This is a genomic window from Streptomyces sp. NPDC096310 (assembly GCF_044763125.1).
In the GTDB taxonomy this organism is placed as follows: Bacteria; Actinomycetota; Actinomycetes; order Streptomycetales; family Streptomycetaceae; genus Streptomyces.
On sequence record NZ_JBIWFO010000021.1, the window covers coordinates 106,510 to 129,431 of the forward strand.

A 22,922-nucleotide genomic window follows, 5' to 3' on the forward strand; every position below is an offset into this window, starting at 1 on the left:
CGTGCGCGTCACGACGATGGACCGGTACGAGCCCGCGCCCGGCCGGGTGGTCGAGTTCGTACCGTCCCCCGCGGCGCTCCGCGCGGCGGACGGCGCCCCGCCCGTCCCCGTACCGCCGTCCGTCAACCAGCGATTCCATCTCGCCACCGCCGAGAGCGTCGTGGAGGGTTCCGGGCACTGGCTGGCCTGCGCCTTCGACCTCCCCGGCGGCCCCGTCGACCTGGAGGCGCTGCGGATCGCGTTCGAGGGGTGGGGGCGGCGCCACGAGACGCTGCGCAGCGGTTTCCGCGCCCCGGCCGCCGACCCGGGGAGATTCGTGGTGAGCGCCCCGGCGTACGGGCTGGTCGCGCGCGACGCCGGGACGTACGCGAGCGGCGCGGACGTACGGGAGTGGCTGACGCGGCGGCTCGGCGCGGCCTGCCGGCCGCTGAACTGGCCCTCGTACCTCTTCGCCGTGGTGGTGCGCCCCGATGGTGCGACCGTCCACTGCGGGTTCGACCACTGCAACGCCGACGCCTACTCACTGGCCGTCGCCGTGCGGGAGATACGCGAGAGCTACGCCGGCGCCACGGGCGCGCTGCCCGCCGCCGGCAGCTTCGTCGACCACTGCGCCGAGGAGGCCGAGCGGGTGTCGGCGCGGACGGTCGACGCGGACGACCCCCGGGTGCGCGGCTGGGCGGCGTTCTTCGCCGGCTGCGGCGGGACGACACCCGCCTTCCCGCTCCCCCTCGGCGTACCGCCCGGCACGCGGGCTCCGCAGGGGACGGACTCGCGCCCGCTGCTCGACGCGGCCGGGGCGGACGCGTTCGAGGCGCGCTGCCGGGCGGCCGGGGGCAGCGCCTTCACCGGTGTGCTCACCGCCGTCGCCCTGGCCGCGCGCGGGCTCGGCGGCGGGGACGTCCTGCGGCTGTGCACACCGCTCCACACCCGGTACGAGGAGCGGTGGACGCACGCGGTCGGCTGGTTCACGACGATCGCGCCGCTCACCCTGGACATCACCGGCGTACGCGGGATCGAGGACGGCGTACGCGGCGCGCGGGAGGCGTTCCGGGCCGCGCGGGCGCTGGCCGAGGTGTCCTTCGCGCAGGTCCTGCCGGAGTTGGGCGGGGTCTTCCGGCGCACCCGCGACGACGTGTTCATGGTGTCGTACGTCGACTACCGGCGGCTGCCAGGATCTGAGCACCACCGGGCGGCCAACGCCCACCACATCAGCAGCGTGACCACGGCCGACGACGCGCAGTTCTGGTTCTCCCGCACACACGAGGGCCTGTTCCTGCGCTCCCGCTTCCCGGCGACCCCGGCCGCCGGGGCGGTGGTCACGGAGTTCGCCGACGCCCTCGGGGAGACGCTGGCCCGGCCCTGAACACGGCGGCCCGCGGCGCCCGTCGCGGCGGCCGTCGCCGTCGTGGTCACGGAGCGTAGAGTCCTTGGGGTCCGGCGGCTGCCGGACGGTTCGGAGGAGACCGTGGTACGCGGGCGTGCCCCCTCCACGGCGGAGGGGCCGGGCCCAGGAACCGGTGGCGGACAGGCCACGGATCAGGGCGTGCCGCTGTCTTCTTGAACGGGAAGGGTGACGCCTCGCCACGGCGCGCGCCCCGCCCCAGCCCACCGAGACCGCGAGAACGGGACCGACCCCCATGCACGGAACCAGCCTCGCCCCGGCCGACCCAGGCGGGGCCGGCCGGGCGCCGGACCCCATACCCGGGCCGGCCCCGCGCCGGCCCCTGCGCGAGCGCGTCCGCGCTCTGGCGCGCGATCCGGGCGCGGCGGCCCCGTACGCCCTCGCCCTCGCCCTGTTCTGCGCGTACGCCACCCTCACCGTCTGCCGCTACCGCCTGATGGCGTCGGCCTCCTGGGACCTGGGCATCTTCGAACAGGCCGTACGGGCCTACTCGGAGCTGCGCGCGCCGATCGCCGACATCAAGGGCCGCGGCACGCACATACTCGGCGATCACTTCAGCCCCGTGACCGCGCTCCTCGCGCCCGTGTACCGGGTCTTCCCGACCCCCGTCACCCTGCTGATCGCCCAGGCCGCGCTCTTCGCCCTCTCCGCCGTCCCCGTCACCCGCGCCGCGAGCCGTCTCCTCGGCCGGCGCCCGGGGCTCGCGCTCGGCGTCGCGTACGGCATGTCGTGGGGGCTCCAGCGGGCGATCGCCGTCGACTTCCACGAGATCGCCTTCGCCGTCCCGCTGATCGCCTTCTCCCTCGAAGCGCTGCTCGCGCACCGCTGGCGGGCCGCCCTGTGGTGGGCCGTCCCACTGGTTCTGGTGAAGGAGGATCTGGGGCTTACCGCCGCCGCCCTCGCGGTGCTCGTGGCCGTACGCGCCCGGCGCACGCCCTCGGCCTCCCGCGTCGTCCGGCACGCCCTCGGGGTCGCGGCGCTGACGACGCTCGCCGCGGTCCTCACCTTCACCGTCGTCATCCCGGCCTTCAACACGGCCGACACGTACGACTACTGGGCCAAGATGGACGGCGGGAACGGTCCGCTGGACGGCGCCGACATCAAGTTCCGTACGTTCCTGTGGCTGCTGCTGCCCACCACCGGGCTCCTGGCGCTGCGCTCCCCGCTGCTGCTCGCCGCCCTGCCCACCCTCGGCTGGCGGTTCCTCTCCTCGGAGGAGCACTACTGGGGCACCGCCTGGCACTACAGCGCCGTCCTGATGCCCGTGGCCACCCTGGCCCTCGCGGACGCGTGCGCGGGCGTGCGCCGTGCCTCGCGCGCCCGCCCCTGGGTGCGTTCGTACGCGTACCACCTGCCCCCCGCGGTCGCCGCCGCCGCGCTGGCCCTCACACCGTCGCTGCCGCTCTCGGCGCTGACCGAGCCCGCGGCGTACCGGGTGACCGACCAGGTCAGGGCGGTGGAGACGCTGCTGGAGCGGATCCCCGACGGGGCGAACGTCGAGGCCAACACCGCCCCGATCAGCCGTCTCACCTCCCGCTGCCGGGTCTTCTGGCTGGGCAGCACACGGGGTCTCACACCGGACTTCATCGCGCTCGACAACCGGCACGCCCCGGACCGTGACTCGCTGGCGTACGCGAGACAGCTCCATCCGAAGGCGGCGTTCCGGATCGCCGGGGAGGCGGGCGGCTTCGTCCTGCTGGAGCTACGGTCGTGACGCTGGGGGCCGTCACCTGACCGCGTCGCCCGGCGGCGTCAGGCGCCTTCCCCGGCGGGGACCGACGCCGTCGACCCCGGAACCGGGTCCTGACCCTGCCCCGGCTCCTGCCGCGCTCCCTCCGCCAGCAGCCGCAGCAGCCGCGCCACCTCCCCGGCCATCGCCTCCCGCCCCGGGCCCAGATAGCGGCGCGGGTCCACGGTCTCCGGGCGGGCGGTGAGCCGGTCCCGTACCTCGGCCGTGAAGACGCCGTTGAGATGCGTCGAGATATTGATCTTGCGCATCCCGGCGTCCACCGCGGCCACCAGCGTGCGGTCGTCCACCCCCGACGAACCGTGCAGCACCAGCGGTACGTCCACCGCCGCGTGCAGCTCCGCGATGAGCGCGAGGTCGAGCGCCGCCGTGCGCCGGGTCATCTGGTGCGCGGTGCCGACCGCGACGGCCAGCGCGTCCACGCCCGTGTCGGCCACGAACCGGGCCGCCTCGTCCGGGTCGGTCCGTACCCCCGGCGTGTGGGCGCTCTCCCCCGCGCCGTCCCCGGATCCGTCCTTGCCGCCGACGGCGCCGAGTTCGGCCTCCACCCACACCCCGTGGTCGTGGCACCAGCGGGTGATCTCCCGGGTACGGAAGACGTTCTCCTCCCAGGGCAGCAGGGAGCCGTCGTACATGACGGAGGTGAAGCCGCGCCGTACCGCCTCCTTGACCAGGTCGGTGCTGGTGGCGTGGTCGAGATGGAGTGCCACGGGCACACCGGCGTCCGCGATCGCCTCGTGCGCGGCGGCGGCGAGCGGGCCGAGGGCGCCCCGGTAGGCGACGGCGTTCTCGCTGATCTGGACGATGACGGGGAGGGCCGCCCGGTCCGCGCCCGCGAGGATGGCTTCGAGCTGTTCGAGCAGGGCGACGTTGAACGCACCGACGCCGTGCGCGGTGCGGGCGACCAGCTTGCCGGTGGGGGTCAGAGGCATGGTTCCAGTTCCTGAGAGATACGGGAGAGAGATACGGGGAGGCGGGGAGGCAAGGAGGCGCGGCTGGGTCGGGCAGGGAGGCGCACCGGAATCGGACCGGCCGGGTCAGAGGAGGTCCGTGGCCCTCAGCGACGGCTGGAGGAGATCGCCGTGGGCCCGCACCATGGCGTCGCACAGCTCCCAGATGCGCTCCACGGGCAGCGCGGCGGCGGTCGCCGGGTCCGCCATGGCGGCCTGCCGCACCGCGCGCGGGTCGTCCTCCAGCGCGGCCCTGACCACCAGGTCGTTCATGCTCAGATAGGTGCGGTTGAGCGCCGCGCACTGCGCGGGCAGCGCGCCGATCCTGGTGGGCTGCACGCCCGACGCGTCGACCAGGCAGGGCACTTCGACGGTGCCGGTCGCGGGCAGGTTCTCGATCAGCCCGTGGTTGGGGACATTGCCGTAGACGGTGCGGGGGGTGCCGGTGGTGATGCTGTGGATGATCTGGGGCGCGTACTCCATCGTGGCCTCGACGTCGAGCGGGGTCCCGGCCGCCAGCGCGTCGCGGGTCTTCTCGTACAGGGCGACGTTCTCCTCGACGATCCCGAGGTACGCGCCGACGGGCAGCCGCAGCCGCTCGATCTCGCTGTCGTGGTGGAGGTACCAGGGCACGTACTCGGAGGAGTGCTCGCTCGTCTCGGTCGGGTAGTAGCCGAGCCGCCGGTACATGTCGACGCGCACCCGGCGGCGCAACTGCGGGTCGGACGCGATGAGTTCGTCGAGCCGGGGGTAGAGGTCCGTGCCGTTGTGCTCGAACCGCAGCATCCACGCCTGGTGGTTGACCCCGGCGGCCCGGTACGTGACCTCCTGGTACGGAACGTCGAGCAGCGCGGAGAGATCGCGCAGCGTCCAGTAGACGGAGTGGCACAGGCCCACGACACGGTTCAGTCCGGTGGCGGCGGTGAGGTACTGGACGTTCATCGCCATGGGGTTGGTGTAGTTGAGCAGCCAGGCGTCGGGGCACAGCTCCGCGATGTCCGCGCCGAGCGCCTTCAGCAGGGGGAAGGTGCGCAGCGCGCGGAAGATGCCGCCGACGCCGAGGGTGTCGCCGATGGTCTGCCGCACACCGAAGCCGGCGGGTACGTCGAAGTCGGTACGGGTCGACGCGCCCATGCCGACCTGGACGATGTTGATGACGAAGTCGGCGCCGGCCAGCGCCTCGCGGCGGTCGGCGTGCGCGCTGACGGTGACGTACGGGGCGGCCCCGGCCCGGTCGGCGATATGGCGGGCCGCGCCCTCGGCGGTGGTCAGCCGCTCCGGGTCGATGTCGTGCAGGGCGATGTGGAGGTCGCGGAGGTCGGGGAAGGCGAAGAGGTCCGTCAGGAGCCCCTGGGTGAAGACGACGCTTCCGGCGCCGATGAAGGCGATCTTCGTGGTGGTCATGACACGTTCTTTCGGTCGCGGGTGGAGACAGATCAGTCGGCGGGGCGTGCGGGGAGTGCGGCGCACGCCTCGTCCCAGGTGGGCTGCGCGGGGGTGCCCCCGTATGCCCGGGTGGACAGGGCCCCGCAGACGGCGGCGAGTTCGAGGGCGTCGGGCAGGGACCGGGCGGCCAGCATCGCGGCGACGAAGCCCGCGTCGAAGCTGTCGCCCGCGCCGACCGTGTCCAGCGGCTCGGCGGGGATGCCGGGGGTACGGAAGACGGTGCGGCCGTCGTGCGCGAGGGCACCGTCGGCCCCGTCCTTGACGGCCACCAGCGGTCCACGGGAGGCGAGCCGGCGAGCCGCCTCCGCCACGGGCGCGTCCTCGGGCAGCCCGGCCAGCGCCCGGGCCTCGCGGGCGTTCGGCAGCAGGAAGTCGGTGACGGCGAGCACCGCCCCGAGCCCTCCGGAACCGTCGGAGTCCCAGGTGCCGGCCGGATCGTCGTTGGTGTCCAGTGAGGTGGTGGCCCCGTGGGCGCGCGCCGTACGGAAGAGCGCGGGCAGCGCCCCGGCCAGCTTCGGCAGCAGGAAGTACGAGGCGGCGTGCACGTGGCGGCTGTCGCCGAGCAGCGCCTCGGGTACGTCGTCGGCGCTGGTGGCGGTGAGGGTGCCGGGCGCGGTGAGGATCGTACGGTCGCCGTCGCCGCGCGTGACCACGACCGTCAGCGGGGTCGACAGGGTGGGGTCGAGCCGTACGGCGCCGGTGTCGACGCCCCGCGCGGCGAGCGCCGCCACGACGAACCGGCCCGCCTCGTCGTCCCCGACACGCCCGGCGAAGGCGACCTTGAGCCCGAGGCGGGCGGCGCCGCACGCCATGATCGCGGCGGAGCCGCCGAGGGTCAGCAGGCCGGTGTCGACGAGCTGTTCGCGCTGGCCGAAGGCGAGGGGCGCGTCGAGCGGTCCGAGGACGATGTCGGGGTTGGCGTCCCCGACGACCAGCAGATCGAAGGTGTGCGAGAGGGAGGTCTGTGGCACAGAAGAGGTGTGTGACACGGGAGAGGTGTGCGGCATCCGGCTTCCCTGGAGTGCGGAGAGAGGGGCGGCGGGGTGGTGCGGCCTCATCGCCGGCTCATCCCTTGAGCCCCGAGGAGGTGATGGACTGGACGAACGACTTCTGCGCGAAGAGGAAGGCGAGCAGCACCGGCAGCACGGTGATCACATTGCCCGCCATGACCGCCGCCCACTGGGTGTGGTGCAGGCCCTGGAAGGTCGTCAGCCCGAGTTGCAGCGTGTACCGCGTGTCGTGGTTGATGGCGATCAGCGGCCAGGTCAGGTCGTTCCAGGTGGTCAGGAAGGTCAGTACCGCCACGGTGCTCAGCGCGGGCCGCGACATCGGCAGCACGATGAGGAACAGCACGCGCAGCCGCGAACAGCCGTCCATCCAGGCGGCCTCCTCCAGCTCCCTGGGCAGGGAGAGGAAGAACTGCCGCAGCAGGAACACCGCGAACGGCGTGACCAGCGAGGGCACGATCAGCGCGCCGAGGGTGTCGATCAGCCCGAGGCGCTTCATGACCAGGAAGGTGGGGATCATCGTGAGCTGGAACGGGATCGCCATCGTCGCCAGCATCAGCCCCATCAGCAGCCGGGATCCGGCGAACCGCATCCGGGCGAACGCGTACCCGCCGAGCGCGCCGAAGACCAGGTTGGACGTGACGGCCACGACCGAGACGATCAGCGAGTTGGCGAACCAGCGGGGGAACATCGCGTTCCCGAGGACGTAGCGGTAGCCGCCGAGATCGATCCCCGAGGGCCACAGGGCCGGCGGGAAGCGGTTGATCTCGGCGTTGCTCATCACCGAGCTGAGCACCAGCCAGACCAGCGGGATCGCGAAGACCAGCGCGAGCGGGGCGAGCAGCAGGTGCCAGGCGCTGAAGGGCAGCCACGACCGGCCCCGGGGGCGCGGCGCGGCGGGCTCGGCGGGGGTGGGGGCGGGGACGGAAGGGGATGGGGACGCGGACGCGCTGGTGACCGTCACTTGGCAGCTCCTTCGACGGGTACGGGGCGTACGGAACCGCGCCGTACCAGCCGCAGCCCCACGGTGACCACGCCCAGCGCCACGGCGAGCACATAGGCCGCCGCCGCGCCGTAACCGGCCGTGAAGTTCTTGAACGCCTGCTCCCAGATGAAGTAGACGATCACGGTGGTGGAGCCGAGCGGCCCGCCCTTGGTCGTCACGTACACCAGGTCGAATACCTGAAGGGCGTTGATGGTCTGCCACACCAGCAGGAACGCGCTCACCGGTGTCAGCGCGGGGAGTTTGACGTGCCGCAGGAGGTGCCACCGCCCGGCGCCGTCCAGCCGCGCCGCCTCGATCAGGGACGGCTCCACGTCCTGGAGTGCGGCGAGGTAGACGACGACGCAGAAGCCCGTACCGCTCCAGAGCGAGATCGCCACCAGCACCAGCAGGGCCTGTCCCGGGTCGGAGAGAAAGCCCTGGGGGGAGACGCCGAGCGTGTGCAGTACGGAGTTGGCGACGCCGAACTCCGGGTCGAGGATGAAGGAGAACAGCACGCCCTGTGCGGTCGCCGAGATGACGAACGGCACGAAGATCAGGGTCCGGTAGAGGCCCACGAACCGGATGCGCCGGTTCAGTACGAGGGCGAGCGCCAGCCCGAGCCCGATGGAGAGCGGCACGTACAGCGCCGTGTAGAGCAGGGTGTTCCGCACGGCCTGGCCGAAGTGCGGATCCATGCGCAGCGCACGGTAGTTGTCGAGGCCCACCCAGCGGCTGGGGGTGACCAGGTCGTCCGCCTGGAAGGAGAGCAGGAACGACCAGGCTACGGGGACGATGCTCAGCCCGAGGATGATCAGGACGGCGGGCGCGATGAACGCCCAGGCGGTGGCGGACTCGCCGCGGCGCAGCGGCGAGCCGCCGGTACGGAGCGGGCGGGCACCGGCGGGACCGGCCGGGGGCCGGCCGGGATCCTTCCCTCGGGTCCGGCGGTCCCGGGCGGCGGCGGAGTCGGGGTCGGGGAGCGTGAGCGGGGCGGGCAGTCGCGGCATGACGGTTCTCCTGAGCGCGGTGGACGCGGGCTGCGCGGTCAACGCTGGGTACGGGCAGCGCCGTTCACGTGGCGGGCGCCCGGGGTTCCGGTCGACTCCGGTCGCCTCCGGTCACGGCCGGCGCCGTGCCCGCGACCGAGCCGGTGGGCGCGGCGGGCCGTGGCGGACGCGCGGGTCGCGGTGGAGGCGGTGGGTGCGAGGGTCGTGGCGGTGGCGGTGGCGGTGGCGGTCAACGCGGTATGAGCAGCGCCGCGTCGGCCTCCCGCGCGCACCGGCGCAGCGCCTCGGCCGGACTGCTCCTGCCGAGGAGTACGGCGGCGATCGCCTGCCCGAGCGCCTGCGAGATCTGCGGATACGCGGGGTGCGCCGGGCGCACCCGGGCGGAGTCCAGCGCCCGGGTGAACACCGAGAGCCCCTCGGTCTCCGCGTCCTGCTTCCGCCAGGCGGGCAGCGCCGCGGTCGGCCGGCTCAGCGGCAGACTGCCCGCCTCGATGTCCCAGCGCACGTCCTGGGCGGGCTGCATCAGCCAGCTCAGGAAGGTACGGGCGGCCCGTACCCGGGCGGAGCCGTTGTCGAAGACCGTCCAGGTGTCGGGCCCTGAGATGGTCATCGGACGACGGCTGTAGCTGGGCAGCGGGACCACGTGGTACTCCACCTCCGCCTCCCGGATGTCGGGAAGCTGCCACGGCCCGGTGACGACCATGCCCATCCGCCCGGAGAGGAAGACTTGGTACATCTGCTCACTGCCGGGCTTGGGGTCGACGTACACGCTCCTCGACCGGACGAGCGTGTCCACCGTCTCCAGCGCCCGAACGCCGGCCTTCGCGAAGCCGATCGACTTCCCGTCCGGCGCGATGACCTCACCACCGAGGTCCCACACCATGGGCCACAGCCGCCACACCGTGTCCTCGTCCCCCACCCCCGGCCAGCCGGTGCCGAAGACGGAGCGCCGCCGGTCGGTGAGGCGCGCCGCCGTGTCGGTGAACTCCTGCCAGGTCCAGCCGGCCTCGGGCAGCGGCACTCCGGCGTCGCGGAAGAGCTTCTTGTTGCAGACGACGGCGAGCGAGTCGATCAGGGCGGGGGCCGCCCGTACCCGCCCGTTGACGGTGACGGCGTCCCGCGCGGGCGTCCAGTAGTCGTCCCACGGGACGGATCCCGAGCGGACGGTACCGGTCAGATCGACCACCGAGGGGCTGCGGGCGACGCTGGCGAGGTCCGAGCCGAAGACGTACGCGATGTCGGGGAAGGAACCGGACGCGAGCGCCGCGGTGATCTTCTGGAGCATCGCGTCGGCGAGGACACCGCCGCCGGGGCGGACGCGGATCCCGGGGTGGCTCCGGTTGAACTCCCGGACCAGCGCCTCGATCGTGGCGCGCCCGGAGTCGGTCTGGCCGTGCCACAGTTCCACCGTGACCCGGCCGTCGGCGCCGACACCGTCCGCCGCGTCCGTGCCGCACCCGGAGAGCACGGCCGACGCGGCGGCGCCGAGCGCCAGTCCGGAGCCCCCGCGGAGCATCCCGCGGCGGGACAGATGGGGCATGCGGGAGTCCGCGGCCATGTCTACCTCCCTGGAAGGCGTGCGGCACACGGTGCCGTATCGCCGAAGCCTGTTCACCGAAGGGCCCTGCGCGTCGAGGGCCGGCGGGGCCTCATCACCGAGGATCGGCGGGCCTCATCACCATGGGCCGCCGGCCTTCGTCACCGAAGGCCGGCGGGACCGGAGTTCCGGACGGTCGGGGGCCCCGGACTGCCGGAGCTGCGGACGGCCGGAGCCCCGGACGGGAGGTGGCGCGTCAGCAGGTCTGGCGGAGGTAGCCGCTGCTGCCGATCGGGGAGACGTCCAGGTCCCTGCGGACGATGGACAGCTTGTCCTTCCAGCCCTTGCAGGCGGTCGAGAGCCCCTTGGAGGTGTACTCGATGACGATGACGTTGTCACCGAAGTGGTCGGTGAAGGAGTCGCACTCGTTCCACTCGCCGCACTCTTCCGCGATGGCGAAGTCGAGCCCGGTGGTGGAGCGGTACTCGGCGAGGTCGGCGGTGTTCTTCTGCGCGATCGCCAGGCCCTTCGTGTGCGCGTGGGCGGACAGCTTGGTGATGTACGCCATGGCCGCGGCGGTACCGAACTTGCCCCGGCTGCGGTCGTAACTGTCGTAGTTGTCGGGCTCGATCGCCTGGAAGCCCTTGGCCGCGCAGCCGTCGATCCAGCCGTTCACCTTGGCCGCGATCCGGTCGCGCTTGGCGGCCGTGCTCACGTCGAGGATGGCTTCGTCCCACTCCTCGTCGATGATGACGTTGCCCGAGGAGTCCCGCAGGAGAAGGTCCGCGTCCCACTCGTCCAGCTCGGAGGGCTGCACCTGGAAGGCGTTGACGTAACAGATGTTGTACGCACCGGGGGCGGGCGACGCCTCGCGGTCACGGCTGACCACGGTCACGCCGGCCGGCGGGGTGTACGCGCCGCCGATCTGGTAGTCGAACCCGGCGTGGGCCGGGGGAAGGGTGACGGCTGCCGCCGCCGCGCCGGCGGGGGAAGCGGAGAGGAGAGGGGCGACCAGCGCTGCCGTGAGGGCCGCGACCGCGGCGGAGATCCGGCGGGTGCGGGAACGATTGATGCTCACTGTCGAGCTCCAGAAGAATGGGGGGTACGTCCCCGCCTCGGACCCTGGAGTGATCCTGGCGACTCTGTCCGGACTTGCGGGGCCGTGGGGGCCCTGCGCTTACCGGCTAGGCGTACCTCTGGTGCCGCAGACTCAGCTCAGACGCTCAGCTCCGGCGTTTCGAGGAGTAAAGCGAGCGGGCCCACCCCGTGTCAACAGATCACAGGGGTACAACTCTGCCCCAGAGGCAACGAGTGCCCCTCCCGGAAGGCTTTGCCCCGTCGCGCCGCCCAGCACGCACGCTCGCGGCGTTGGCCAAAAGCCCTGGTAGCTCCGGTACGGGTCGCCGGCGCGGGCGGACCGGGCCCGCGCGGGGCGCACAGGAGACTGACAGCGTGAGGCCACCCACTCCCGGAATCGCTCCCTGGGGTCCCGTCCATGACAGTGGAACAGGCGGACTCGCAGCCGTGCGCCGCGAGGACGAGGCGCCGGCGCGGGCCTCGGCCGACGCCCTGCCGGCCGAGGCGGAACTCACCCCCGAACCCGGTCTCCCCGACACCCGCGAGGCGGACTTCGGCGCCCCGCGCTGGTCGGCCGGGTCACTGGTGCCCGGCCTCGCGGCGATGGCCGCGGCGGCCCGCCGGGCGCCGGAGGGGCCGAGCCGCCGGCTCCGGGCGGAGCTGGGCTGGATCGGCCGCGCCACCGAGCTCTCCATGGCACGCGCCAACGCCGGGTCGCCACTGCACCACGGCGCGCTCCGGCCGCTGGGCCTGCTGGTGGCCGCCGCGCTGGAACCGGCGCGGGCCCCCGACGAACTGCCCGCCGCCGCCCGGCGGATCGTCACCTTCACCGACGGGGCGGCCCCGCGCCGCCCCGCCCCCGGCTCCGCGGTGGCCTCCCGCTACGGCGCGGCCGGCGCGCGGGGCGAGGCGCGGGCCGGATTCCCGCACGTACGACGGGCGTTGGCGGCCCTGCGGAGCGCGCGTGACGTCCTCGACGCGGGCGGTACGGCCACGGCGGCCGGCCGGTCGGAACCGGCCGCCTTCGACACCCGGCTGCGCGCGGCGGGGGCTGCGGCCGAGGGGCAGCGCGCAGCTGCTGGCGGCGGCGCTCTTCGTGGACGGGCTGTGGTGGCGCGGCGGCACGCTGGAAACGCAGGCACGGACGCAGGCGCGGCCCCAGCCACGGACGACGACCCGCGCGGCCCGGCGCGGTGAGGCACCCGTACCGGCATGACCGCGAGCGCTAACCCCTGGGCCCGTCGTCGCGCCCCTCGGCCGTACGGCCCTCGGACGTGCGCCCTTCAGACGCGCGGCCTTCGGACGGGCTGCCCTCGGACGGGCTGCCCTCGGCGGTGCTGCCCTCCGCGCCGTTGCCGGAGAGGCCGGAGCCGGTGCGCCGCCCCGGCGGATCCGGGGCGAGGTGGCCGACCACCTCGGCCAGCTCCATGCAGGCCTGCTCCACCTTCCGCCGGATGTTCCGCTGCTCGGTGACGATCGCCGCGAGCAGCAGCCCGGTCAGCGCGACCGACCCGTTCAGCGCCTGGATGCTGATCATCGTCTCCGTGAGGTCGTGGTGGGTGAACGGCCCGACATGGTCGGTCGCGGCCCAGATCACCACGACGGAGACCAGCAGGGCGCACGGCGCGCTGCCCGCCAGTTGGAAGCGCAGGGCGGCCCAGATCAGCAGCGGAAAGACCAGGAAGAGCAGACACAGCGGGCTTCTGGCGGCCACCAGGGTGACGATGACGGCCGTGACCAGCAGAGCCGCCGCCTCCGCCCAGCGCCCGCCGTGACGCCGGGCCCGGTCGGCGCCGTCGCCGTCGGCGCCACTGCGATCGGTCCCGTCCCGGTCGGCGCCGCCCGCCCGGTCGCCCGTCCCCGGCAGCCGGACCCGGCGCAGCAGGAGCAGCAGCGGGGTGACCACCAGGACGCCCATCGCGTCCCCCGTCCACCACGCGGTCCATGTCGGCCAGAACCCGTGGTGCGGCAGCCGGTCGCTGAGCACCAGTACGCCCGTACCGACGGTCGCGCTGATCAGCATCCCGCCCAGCGCGCCCAGGAACACCAGCGCCACCCCGTCGCGCAGCCGGTCCACTTCGAGCCGGAAACCGGCCCGGCGGAGCATCAGATACGCGCAGACCGGGGCGAGGGTGTTCCCCGCGATGATCACGACATCCGCCGGGTGGAAGGTGCTGATGGTGACGATGCTCAGCAGGGCGCCGAGCGAGATCCCCGGCCAGACGCCGAGGCCCAGATGGAGCAGACAGCCCAGGGCGACACCTGTCGGCGGCCACAGCGGTGTGACGATCGCCCCCTCGACCCGCACCTGTCTCACCAGCCCGAGCTGCCCGAACGCGTAATAGGCGACGGCGACGCCGAGGGCCGGCAGAGCGCGGACGGTGAGACGGCGGAGTTGATCGGTACGCACCACACCGGCCATCAGACAGTGCCCGCCGCCGTGCTCCGCCCAGGTCGGCCGTGACACGCTGCCGAAGCGGTCACACGGGCGGACGGCGCCCCTCCGGCGCCGCGTCATGGCGCAGGACGAGGACGGCGGCGTCGTCGGAGTGGCCGGTCAGCTCGGCCACCCTCATCACCTCGGCCGCGAGTTCCCCCGGGGCCGTACCCGCGCGCACGCCCTCCGCGAGCACCCCCGCCACCGTCGCCAGCCCCTCGTCGATCGGGAACGAGGGGCCCTCCACCACCCCGTCCGTCAGCAGGACGAAGGCGCCCGCCTCGGTCAGCCTGCGCCGGGTCACCGGGTACACCTCGCCCGGCTGGATGCCCAGCGGCAGCCCGCCCGCGTCCTCGGCGACCCCCGACCGGCCGTCGGCGGTGGCCCACACCGAGGCGACATGGCCCGCCCGTGCGCTCTGGAGCTCCCAGGTGCCCGGGTCGAAGCGGAGGAAGGAGCAGGTCGCGAAGAGGCTGGAGCCCACCGAGAGCAGCAGGTCGTTGGCCCGGCTCAGCACCTGGCCCGGGTCCGTCGCCGTCGCGGCCACCGCCCGCAGCCCGATCCGTACCTGCCCCATGATCGCGGCGGCCTCGACATCGTGGCCCTGCACATCCCCGACGCAGAGGGCGAGCGCCCCGTCGGGCAGCGTGAAACCGTCGTACCAGTCCCCGCCGATGTCGAGCCCGTCGCGCGCTGGTGCGTACCGGGCGGCCGTCCGCAGCCCGGGGAGTGCGGGCAGCACGGCGGGCAGCATCTCGCGCTGCAACGCCTCGGCCAGCTCCACCCGGGCATGCTGGAGCTCCGCGCCCCGGCGGGCCTGGGCGGTGAGCCGGCCGAGGGTGGTCAGCAGGTCGTCGGCGCTCGTGGCCGGGGTGGACCGTGTGGGACGACGCCGGCTCATCCACCGCTCCGAGGTACGTCCGTCATGGACCGTCTGTCATGGACCGCCCCGGGGTTTCCACGCGGCGGTGTACCTACGGTGACCCGCGCGGGCAGCCTGAAACCCGGCCCGCGCGAAGCACCTCATTCATCATATTTCCGACGCACCGATTCCGCCCCACGGGCCGGCCGCCCGGCCCGAGGGGCGCGCCCGCCTCAGGCCGCGAACCCGCCGTCCACGGCGAGGGCCGCCCCGGTGACATACCGGCCGGCGTCCCCCGCGAGATGGGCCACGGTCGCGGCGACGTCCGAGGGCTACAACTGCCGATGTTGATGATCCGCCCGCCCGCGCCCATGTGCCGCAGCGCCGCCTGGCAGACCACGAACGGCGCCCGCACATTGATGTGCAGCACCCGGTCGACATCCTCCGGCGCCAGGTCCTCGACCGGGCCGAGCACCCCGATCCCGGCGTTGTTGACCACGATGTCGAGCCGCCCGAACTCCCCGGCGGCCCGGTCCACGGCCGCCCGCACCGCCACCGGATCCGCGCTGTCGGCCCGCACCGCCCAGCCCCGGCGGCCCAGCGCCTTGATCCGGTCGACCACCTCCGCCGCACGCACCTCGCTGTGCTGATAGGTCAGCGCGACATCGGCACCGTCCTCGGCCAGCCGGAGCGCCACCGCCTCGCCGATCCCCCGGCTGCCGCCGGTCACGAAGGCCACTTCGCCGTCAAGCACCGCAGTCATCCCGGTAGGCGCGGGCCGTGGCCGTCAGTTCGTCCAGGGTGTCCCTGGTACGGACGAGGTCGGCGATATGCGTGGTGAGCCGCTCGCGCTCGCCCCCGGTCGACGAGGCCACGTACTACCAGTGCGGTGACGCGGGCTACCTGACCTACCCGACCCCTGTCCCGCCCCTCGGCCATAGCGAAGGGCGGGACAGGGACGGGGAACCACCGGGCGGGGGCGGCCCCGAGAGGCGTTACTCCGCCGGCTTCGCCGACTTCGCGACCGGCTTGCGCAGCGCGATGTTCAGCTCGCGCAGCCGCGTCTCGTCCAGCTCCGTCGGCGCGCCCATCATCAGGTCCTGCGCGTTGCCGTTGAGCGGGAAGGCGATCGTCTCGCGGATGTTCGGCTCGTCCGCCAGCAGCATGACGATCCGGTCCACGCCCGGGGCGATGCCGCCGTGCGGCGGGGCGCCGAGGCGGAACGCCTTGAGCATGCCCGCGAACTCGTGCTCCACCGTCTCCCGGTCGTAGCCCGCGATCTCGAACGCCTTGATCATCAGCTCCGGTTCGTGGTTACGGATCGCGCCGGACGACAGCTCGATGCCGTTGCAGACGATGTCGTACTGCCACGCCAGGATGTCCAGCGGGTCCTTCGTCTCCAGGTCCTCCAGGCCGCCCTGGGGCATCGAGAACGGGTTGTGCGAGAAGTCGATCTTGCCCGTCTCCTCGTCCTTCTCGTACATCGGGAAGTCGACGATCCAGCAGAACCGGAAGACGCCCTCGTCGAAGTGGCCGGCGCGCTTGGCCGCCTCGACCCGCACCGCGCTCATGATCTTGGAGACCTCGTCGAAGCCGCCCGCGCCGAAGAAGACCGCGTGCCCCGGGACCAGCGCCAGCCGCTCCGTGAGGACCTTGACGTCCGTCTCCGTCAGGAACTTGGCGATCGGTCCCGCCAGCGTCCCGTCCTCGCCGACCCGGACCCAGGCCAGGCCCTTGGCGCCGTGCTCGACCGCGTACGCGCCGAGGCCGTCGAAGAACTTCCGGGACTGTCCGGCCGTGTCCGGCACCGGGAGGGCCCGGACGTGCTTGCCCGCGAACGCCTTGAACTCGGAGCCCACGAAGATGTCCGAGATGTCGACCAGTTCGAGCCGGGCGCGCAGGTCGGGCTTGTCGTTGCCGTACTTCAGCATCGACTCACGGAACGGGATCCGCGGGAACGGCGACGTGACGTGCCGACCGCCGCCGAACTCCTCGAACAGCTCCGTCATCAGCTTCTCGATCGGCCGGAAGACGTCCTCCTGCTCGACGAAGCTCATCTCGACGTCGAGCTGGTAGAACTCGCCCGGCGAGCGGTCCGCGCGCGCGTCCTCGTCGCGGAAGCAGGGCGCGATCTGGAAGTAGCGGTCGAAGCCCGAGATCATCAGGAGCTGCTTGAACTGCTGCGGCGCCTGGGGCAGCGCGTAGAACTTGCCGGGGTTCAGCCGCGAGGGGACGACGAAGTCGCGCGCGCCCTCGGGGGAGGTCGCGGTGAGGATCGGGGTCGCCATCTCGTTGAAACCGAGGGCGGTCATCTTGTGCCGGATCGCGGAGACCACGGCCGTACGCAGCAGGATGTTGCGGTGCATGCGCTCACGGCGCAGGTCGAGGAAGCGGTACTCCAGACGCCGCTCCTCGTTGACGCCGTCCTCCGCGTTGACCGTGAACGGCAGCGGTCCGGCCGCGCCGAGGATCTCGACCTCGGAGACCTCGATCTCGATCTCGCCGGTCGGCAGCTCCGGGTTCACGTTCTCCGCACCGCGCGCGGAGACCTTGCCGTCGATACGGACGACGGTCTCCTTGGTGAGCTTGGACAGCTCCTCGTTGGCGGGCGTGCCGGGGCGGGCGACGAGCTGCACCAGACCGTAGTGGTCGCGGAGATCGATGAAGAGGATGCCGCCCAGGTCTCGGCGATTGTGCAGCCAGCCGCTCAGCCGGACGTCGGCGCCGACGTCAGAGGCGCGGAGCTGGCCGCAGGTGTGGGACCTGTACCGGTGCATCGTCGTTTCATCCAGTCTTGGCAGTCGGAGTGGTCAGGAAGCGGGCGGGACACCCGGGCGTACGCGACACATGTGACACGTACGGCGCATGCGTGAGGAAGCATGATGCGCCGGGCGCCACCAGTTGCCCAACCGGTTCGGGAAAACCCGTTTGGCCATAACAGGCTACCGCCCGGGTCCGACACCGCCCTCAGTGGCGTTCGCTCCACACATATTCATAAAGTGGGACAATGCGAACCGAGGATGTCCTGTCGGCGATCGGTACCGGCCTGTGGCGCTGGGACCTGCTGTCCGGGGCGGTCACCCTCGACGCCGAGGCCGCCCGGCTCTTCGGCTGGCCCGCCGAACCCCTGGAGACCACGAAGGCCGCCGTACGCGCCCGGCTCCACCCCGTCGACTGGAACGAGATCGAGGGCGTCGTACGCCTCGCCGTCGCCGAGTCCACCCTCGCCGAGGTCCGGCTGCGCGTCATGGACGGCGACAGCCGGGTCGTCCGTACGGTACGGAGCCGGGCCAAGCCCGTCGTCACCCACGGGCCGGACGGCGACGAGGAAATCGAACTGTTCGGCACGGTCCAGGAGGTCAGCGAGCCGCGCCCCGGCACCGCCGTCGAGGGCAGCTCCATCACCGGCGACTGGCGCCGCTCCCGTGAGGCGTTCCTGCTGGACGCGGGGCGCGCGCTGGCCGAGGCGCGCTCCACCACCGAGGTCCTGCGGGTCGCCGCGTCCCTCTCCATGCCCGGCTTCTCGCCGGACGGGCTGGCGGTCTTCGGCGTCTCGGGGGGCCTCACGGGCGGCCCGTCGGGACAGCGGCTGCGGATCATCGGGCACCACGGGCACGACGCGGGGGACGTGGCCCCCTTCGAGGAGATGTCGCTCGACACGGACTATCCGGCCGCCGAGGTCGTCAGGACCGGCCGCGCCGTCTATCTGCCCTCGCCGGAGGCGTACGAGAACCGGTACCCGGCCACCTGGCAGTACGTCCAGCGCTTCGACCGCGGCTCATGGGCGTTCGTCCCGCTGGTCGTGGCGGGCCGCACGCTCGGCACCTGGATGGCGGCCTTCAAACACCGTGTCGCCTTCTCGCCCGACGAGCGGTCCGTACTGACCACGGTCGCGCGGATGCTCGCCCAGGCCCTGGCCCGCGCGGGGGTCGCCGAGTCCGAGCGGGAGCTGTCGATCGGCCTCCAGCGCTCGATGATGCCCCGGCTGGGGCCCGAGATCCCCGGCATGGCGGTGGCGGCGCGGTATGTGCCGACCGGGGGCGGCCTCCAGGTGGGCGGCGACTGGTACGACATGATCCCACTGCCGGACGGCCGGCGCGGCGACCGGGCGGGCGGACGGTTCGCGCTGGTCATCGGGGATGTGCAGGGGCACGACGTGCATGCCGCGGGGCTGATGGGACAGCTCAGGATCGCGCTGCGGGCGTACGCCGCCGAGGGGCACAGCCCGGACGCGGTGCTCTCGCGGGCGTCCCGATTCCTCGCGGGGCTCCACCACCACCCGGGGCAGGACGGCGGCCCCGGCGGCAGCCCGGCCGGCGAGCCCGGTGCCCCGGCCGGGCTGCCGCCGGGGATCGCGGGCTCCGGCAGCGGTCCCGACGCCCTGGCCGGGCCACGCTTCGCGACCTGCCTCTATCTGGAGGTCGACCCGGAGACGGGCACCCTGGACATCGCCCGCGCCGGCCATCCGGACCCGGTGATCCGCACGGCCGACGGCACGGCGGTCATCCGGCAGACCGCGGGCGGGCTGCCCCTCGGGGTCGAGGCGGACTCCGACTACCCGACGACCCGGCTCCAGCTCGGCCCCGGCGAGCTGCTGATGCTCTGCACGGACGGTCTGATCGAGACGGGCGGCCACGATCTCGCGACGGGCTGGGAGCGGCTGCGCCCCGTACTGGAGGCGCCGCTGAGGGACGGCGTACGGGGGAACGACGGCGCGCCCGGGGACGGCCGTACGGAACCGGACACGGGGAACGGCAGGAACGCCGTGGACTCCGGGAACGGCAAGAACGCCGTGGAGTCCGGGAACGCCGCGAACGCCGTCGACGCCCTGAACTCCGTGCCCCCCGCGGAGCCGGACGGCGCCGCGGAGCTGGAACGGCTCGCCGACGCCCTGGTCCAGGCGGTGCACGGCCCCACCTCCTACTACACGACCGGGCCGCTCGCCGACCGCCGCGAGGACGACATCGCGCTCCTGCTGCTCGCCCGGGACCGGGACGGCGCGGCCTCCCGTACCGCCAGGACGCCCGCCCGCAGGACCGCGCTGACCATCGCGCAGGCCGAACCGGAGCGGATCGCGGGCGCCCGGCGCCAGCTCCGCGATCTGCTGCGCGACTGGGCGGACCCCGAACAGGTCGACTCGGCGGAGCTGATGGTCTCCGAGATACTGACCAACGTGCTCGTCCACACGGACGGTGACGCGCTGCTGATCGCGGAGGCGCGGGGCGAGCACGGAGCGCGCAGGCTGCGGATCGAGGTCGCGGACACCAGCGACGACCTGCCACACCGGCGCCGCCCCGGTGAGCTGGCGTCCAGCGGGCGGGGGCTGGTGCTGCTGGAGCTGTTGGCGGACGCGTGGGGGGTGGATCCGCGGGGCGAGGGGAAGTGCACCTGGTTCGAGCTCTACGAGGACGGCGGAGGCGGCGCGCCGGTACCGGCCGGACCGTCCGACCCGGCGGAGGAGTCCGCGGCGTAACGTTTCCGCACCTCGGAGAGCACCCCGAACGCGGCGGCCGTCACCGGTACGGCGAGCAGCATCCCCAGAATCCCGGCGACGCTCGCCCCCGCCGTGATCGCCAGCATCACCACGGCGGGATGCATCTGCACCGTACGGCTCTGGATCATCGGCTGGAGCAGATGCCCCTCCAGCACCTGGGTGGCGAGCACCACCCCGAGCGCCCAGAGCCCGATCACCCACCCCCGGTCGACCAGGGCGACCAGCACGGCCACCGCGCCGGAGATCAGGGCGCCGAGGTACGGGATGTACGCGCCGACGAAGACCAGCGCCCCCAGCCCGACCGCGCCGGGCACCCGCAGGATCAGCAGGCCGACGGTGATGCAGATCGCGTCGATGAGCGCGATCAGGGTCGTCCCGCGCATGAAGCCCTCGACGGCCCCGAACGCGCGGCGCGCCATCGCCTCGACGGCCCGCCCGGCCTGCCCCGGGGCGAACGCCCGGAGCGCGCGGGCCGCCCGGGACGAGTCCCGCAGGAAGAAGAAGACGAGCAGCAGGGCGAGGACGGCGGTGGCGATCAGCTCCCCGACCACGCTGATGCCGGTGAGCACCCCGGAGGCGGCGGTGGCGCCGAACTTCCCGACGAGGTCCTTGGCGTTCTTCGCCAGATCCTCCAGCGAGGTCCCGGCGGCCCCGCCGAAGTGCTTGCTCACCTCCCGGCCGGCCTGGCGCAGCGAGGCGACGATCTGGTCCCCGGTGTCGACGAGCGCGCTGACGACGATGTACGCGGCGCCGCCGACCACGCCCACGATGGCGACGCAGGTCAGTGCGGAGGCGAGCGACGCGTTGAGCCGCAGCGCGATCAGCCGGCGGTAGAGGGGGCCGAGCAGCGCCGTGCCGAGGAGGGCGAGCAGGACGGGGGTGACGGCCGTCTTGAAGGTGACGCACAGCCAGATCGCGACAGCCCCGACCCCGGAGACCAGCAGCGCGACCCCGCACCACGCGGCGAGGCGCCGGGCGCTCTCGGGGAGGGGGGAGGTCGGCGGCGTCTGCACGCCCCCAGCCGACCACGCCCGGCCTGCCTTGTCCTGCGCTGCCCGCCGCCCGGGTGACGCACCGTCACTCCCCGCCCCCGCACCTCGGGCCGGCGGACGCCTGAGGAGCGGATCCTCGGCTCCCGGAGGAGCGGATCCTCAGCGGGCGCCGTGTTCCGCGGGAACGGTGCCCAGGCGGCCCGCCTGGAAGTCCTCGAAGGCCTGCTTCAGCTCGGCGTGACTGTTCATCACGAACGGGCCGTAGTGCGCCATCGGCTCCCGGATCGGCTGTCCGCCGAGGAGCACGACCTCCAGGTCCGGCGTGTGCGCGTCCTGCGTCGCGTCGGCCCGTACGGTGAGCGAGCCGCCCGCGCCGAAGACCGCGGTCTGTCCGGTGCGGACCGGACGGCGCTCCGTACCGACCGCGCCGCGCCCCGCCAGGACGTACGCGAGGCCGTTGAAGTCCTCGCGCCACGGCAGGGTCACCTCGGCGCCCGGCCGCAGCGTGGCGTGGATCATCGTGATCGGGGTGTGGGTGATGCCGGGGCCCTCGTGGCCGTCCAGGGCGCCCGCGATGACCCGCAGCAGCGCGCCGCCGTCGGACGAGGTCAGAAGCTGGACCTGGCCGCCGCGGATGTCCTGGTAGCGCGGGTCCATCATCTTGTCGGAGGCCGGCAGGTTCACCCAGAGCTGGAGCCCGTGGAAGAGTCCGCCGGAGGTGACCAGCGACTCCGGCGGCGCCTCGATGTGCAGCAGGCCGGAGCCCGCCGTCATCCACTGGGTGTCGCCGTTGCGAATGGTCCCGCCGCCGCCGTTGCTGTCCTGGTGTATGAACGTGCCGTCGATCAGGTACGTGACCGTCTCGAAGCCGCGGTGCGGGTGCCACGGGGTCCCTTTCGGCTCTCCCGGCGCGTACTCCACCTCACCCATCTGATCCATCATGATGAACGGGTCGAGGTGCTTGTAGTCGATCCCGGCGAACGCGCGGCGCACCGGGAATCCCTCGCCCTCGAAGCCGCCGGGCGCGGTCGTGACGGCGAGCACCGGACGGGCCACGGCATCGGCCGGAGCTGCCACACGGGGCAGGGTCAGCGGGTTTTCGACGGTCACTGCGGGCATGACGGCCTCCTCAGGCTCTTGAGCCCCAATTTAGTTGAACGGTGAACATCCTGCAAGGCGTACCGCATTCCCGGACGCTTTCCGGACACCCCGGAACCACCGGAAGCAGATGCTTTCCGGACACCCGGAAGCACCGGAGGACGCCACGAAGAAGGACCCGTACCGGTTCGGTACGGGTCCTCGTCAGGATCGGGGGGACGGGCGCGCTCAGCCGTACATGCGCCGCATCGCGAAGTCCACCATCTGCTCGACCGCCTTCGCGTCGAAGACCATCCGGTGCTCACCCTCCATGTCGAGCACGAAGCCGTACCCCGTCGGCAGCAGGTCGATCACCTCGGCGCCGGTGATCACGAAGTACTTCGACTCCTTGCCCGCGTACCGCCGCAGCTCCTTGAGCGTGCTGAACATGGGGATCACCGGCTGCTGCGTGTTGTGCAGCGCCAGGAACCCGGGGTTGTCGCCCCGCGGGCAGTAGACCTTCGACGTCGCGAAGATCTGCTGGAAGTCCTCTGCCTGGAGGGACCCCGTCGTGAACGCCCGCACGGCGTCACCGAGCGACGGAGGCGACGGTTCCGGATACAGCGGCTGCTCGCCGTACCCGCCCGCTCCGGCACCACCCATCGGCTGCTGCTGCGGGTGCGCGTACTGCTGCTGAGCGCCCATGTTCTGGTCGTAGCCGTACATGGACGCAAGAGTACTGAGGAATGGCGCCGCCGGGAGCCCCGTCTACCACGTCACACCTCGCCGATGGGCCCCGGTGCGGGGTTGCATCTTATTACCGATGGGTAGCATCATCGGTAGCTACCAACTGGTACTGGCACACGCATGCGGGATCCGCTGATCCGCTTTCCGCAATCCCG

At 72.9% G+C, this 22,922-nt stretch carries 19 protein-coding genes and 1 pseudogene; 4 read left to right on the plus strand and 16 right to left on the minus strand.

Features of this window, described 5'->3' with window-relative positions; translation table 11 throughout:
- Position 1 precedes the first annotated feature (1 nt).
- Positions 2-1,363 carry a condensation domain-containing protein gene (locus ACIQ7D_RS29600; RefSeq protein WP_403942701.1) on the plus strand — a complete coding sequence of 454 codons (1,362 nt, stop codon included), beginning with the start codon at positions 2-4 and terminating at the stop codon, positions 1,361-1,363.
- 274 nt (positions 1,364-1,637) lie between these two features.
- Complete coding sequence (locus tag ACIQ7D_RS29605; RefSeq protein WP_403942703.1) at positions 1,638-3,116, plus strand: DUF2079 domain-containing protein; 1,479 nt, start codon at positions 1,638-1,640, stop codon at positions 3,114-3,116.
- A 38-nt stretch (positions 3,117-3,154) separates the two neighbouring features.
- On the opposite strand, the gene ACIQ7D_RS29610 is transcribed toward ACIQ7D_RS29605, so the two are convergent.
- The 7 genes from ACIQ7D_RS29610 to ACIQ7D_RS29640 form a co-directional block, all read right to left on the minus strand.
- Positions 3,155-4,081: a ketose-bisphosphate aldolase gene (locus ACIQ7D_RS29610; protein ID WP_403942705.1), complete on the minus strand. Its 927-nt coding sequence runs from the start codon at positions 4,079-4,081 to the stop codon at positions 3,155-3,157.
- Positions 4,082-4,186: 105 nt separating this feature from the next.
- On the minus strand, positions 4,187-5,503 hold the full coding sequence (locus ACIQ7D_RS29615; RefSeq protein WP_403942707.1) for an alpha-glucosidase/alpha-galactosidase: 1,317 nt from the start codon (positions 5,501-5,503) through the stop codon (positions 4,187-4,189).
- A 32-nt stretch (positions 5,504-5,535) separates the two neighbouring features.
- A complete protein-coding gene (locus ACIQ7D_RS29620; RefSeq protein WP_403942710.1) occupies positions 5,536-6,516 on the minus strand; it encodes a carbohydrate kinase family protein in 981 nt (326 codons plus the stop codon).
- 94 nt (positions 6,517-6,610) lie between these two features.
- A complete protein-coding gene (locus ACIQ7D_RS29625; RefSeq protein ID WP_403942713.1) occupies positions 6,611-7,516 on the minus strand; it encodes a carbohydrate ABC transporter permease in 906 nt (301 codons plus the stop codon).
- A complete protein-coding gene (locus ACIQ7D_RS29630; RefSeq protein ID WP_403942715.1) occupies positions 7,513-8,544 on the minus strand; it encodes a carbohydrate ABC transporter permease in 1,032 nt (343 codons plus the stop codon). The genes ACIQ7D_RS29625 and ACIQ7D_RS29630 overlap by 4 nt, the downstream gene beginning before the upstream one ends.
- 229 nt (positions 8,545-8,773) lie before the next feature.
- Entirely contained in the window at positions 8,774-10,102 is a 1,329-nt protein-coding gene (locus tag ACIQ7D_RS29635; protein ID WP_403942718.1) for an ABC transporter substrate-binding protein, read from the minus strand.
- Between the two features lie 235 nt (positions 10,103-10,337).
- Positions 10,338-11,159, minus strand: coding sequence for an endo alpha-1,4 polygalactosaminidase (locus ACIQ7D_RS29640; protein ID WP_403942720.1), 822 nt, complete (start codon positions 11,157-11,159; stop codon positions 10,338-10,340).
- A 446-nt stretch (positions 11,160-11,605) separates the two neighbouring features.
- Between ACIQ7D_RS29640 and ACIQ7D_RS29645 the strand changes: the two genes are divergently transcribed.
- The gene (locus ACIQ7D_RS29645) at positions 11,606-12,355 is read left to right on the plus strand and encodes a triphosphoribosyl-dephospho-CoA synthase (protein ID WP_403942723.1); all 750 of its coding nucleotides are present in this window, start codon (positions 11,606-11,608) and stop codon (positions 12,353-12,355) included.
- A gap of 28 nt (positions 12,356-12,383) precedes the next feature.
- On the opposite strand, the gene ACIQ7D_RS29650 is transcribed toward ACIQ7D_RS29645, so the two are convergent.
- From ACIQ7D_RS29650 to aspS, 6 genes and pseudogenes are all read right to left on the minus strand, one after another.
- Positions 12,384-13,571, minus strand: a complete 1,188-nt coding sequence (locus ACIQ7D_RS29650) for an MASE1 domain-containing protein (RefSeq protein ID WP_403942769.1) — start codon at positions 13,569-13,571, stop codon at positions 12,384-12,386.
- Between the two features lie 67 nt (positions 13,572-13,638).
- Positions 13,639-14,496: a PP2C family protein-serine/threonine phosphatase gene (locus ACIQ7D_RS29655; protein ID WP_403942725.1), complete on the minus strand. Its 858-nt coding sequence runs from the start codon at positions 14,494-14,496 to the stop codon at positions 13,639-13,641.
- A gap of 194 nt (positions 14,497-14,690) precedes the next feature.
- Positions 14,691-14,768, minus strand: a complete 78-nt coding sequence (locus ACIQ7D_RS29660) for a hypothetical protein (RefSeq protein ID WP_403942771.1) — start codon at positions 14,766-14,768, stop codon at positions 14,691-14,693.
- Between the two features lie 23 nt (positions 14,769-14,791).
- Positions 14,792-15,220, minus strand: a pseudogene (locus ACIQ7D_RS29665) (SDR family NAD(P)-dependent oxidoreductase); the annotation flags it as partial.
- Complete coding sequence (locus tag ACIQ7D_RS29670; protein ID WP_403942728.1) at positions 15,204-15,332, minus strand: hypothetical protein; 129 nt, start codon at positions 15,330-15,332, stop codon at positions 15,204-15,206. The pseudogene ACIQ7D_RS29665 and the gene ACIQ7D_RS29670, both read right to left, overlap by 17 nt.
- Positions 15,333-15,452: 120 nt before the next feature.
- A complete protein-coding gene (gene aspS / locus ACIQ7D_RS29675; protein ID WP_403942730.1) occupies positions 15,453-17,234 on the minus strand; it encodes an aspartate--tRNA ligase in 1,782 nt (593 codons plus the stop codon).
- A gap of 230 nt (positions 17,235-17,464) precedes the next feature.
- On the opposite strand from aspS, the gene ACIQ7D_RS29680 reads away from it, so the two are divergent.
- Positions 17,465-19,930: a SpoIIE family protein phosphatase gene (locus tag ACIQ7D_RS29680; protein WP_403942732.1), complete on the plus strand. Its 2,466-nt coding sequence runs from the start codon at positions 17,465-17,467 to the stop codon at positions 19,928-19,930.
- Here ACIQ7D_RS29680 and ACIQ7D_RS29685 read toward each other — a convergent pair.
- The 3 genes from ACIQ7D_RS29685 to ACIQ7D_RS29695 all read right to left on the minus strand — a co-directional run bounded on the left by ACIQ7D_RS29685 (position 19,858) and on the right by ACIQ7D_RS29695 (position 22,746).
- Positions 19,858-20,964, minus strand: a complete 1,107-nt coding sequence (locus ACIQ7D_RS29685) for an AI-2E family transporter (RefSeq protein ID WP_403942734.1) — start codon at positions 20,962-20,964, stop codon at positions 19,858-19,860. The two genes, ACIQ7D_RS29680 and ACIQ7D_RS29685, sit on opposite strands and share 73 nt — an antisense overlap.
- Before the next feature lie 138 nt (positions 20,965-21,102).
- Positions 21,103-22,062 (minus strand): pirin family protein, encoded by a 960-nt coding sequence (locus ACIQ7D_RS29690; protein ID WP_403942737.1) that lies wholly within the window; start codon positions 22,060-22,062, stop codon positions 21,103-21,105.
- A gap of 207 nt (positions 22,063-22,269) precedes the next feature.
- Positions 22,270-22,746, minus strand: a complete 477-nt coding sequence (locus tag ACIQ7D_RS29695) for an SseB family protein (RefSeq protein WP_365807350.1) — start codon at positions 22,744-22,746, stop codon at positions 22,270-22,272.
- Positions 22,747-22,922 lie beyond the last annotated feature (176 nt).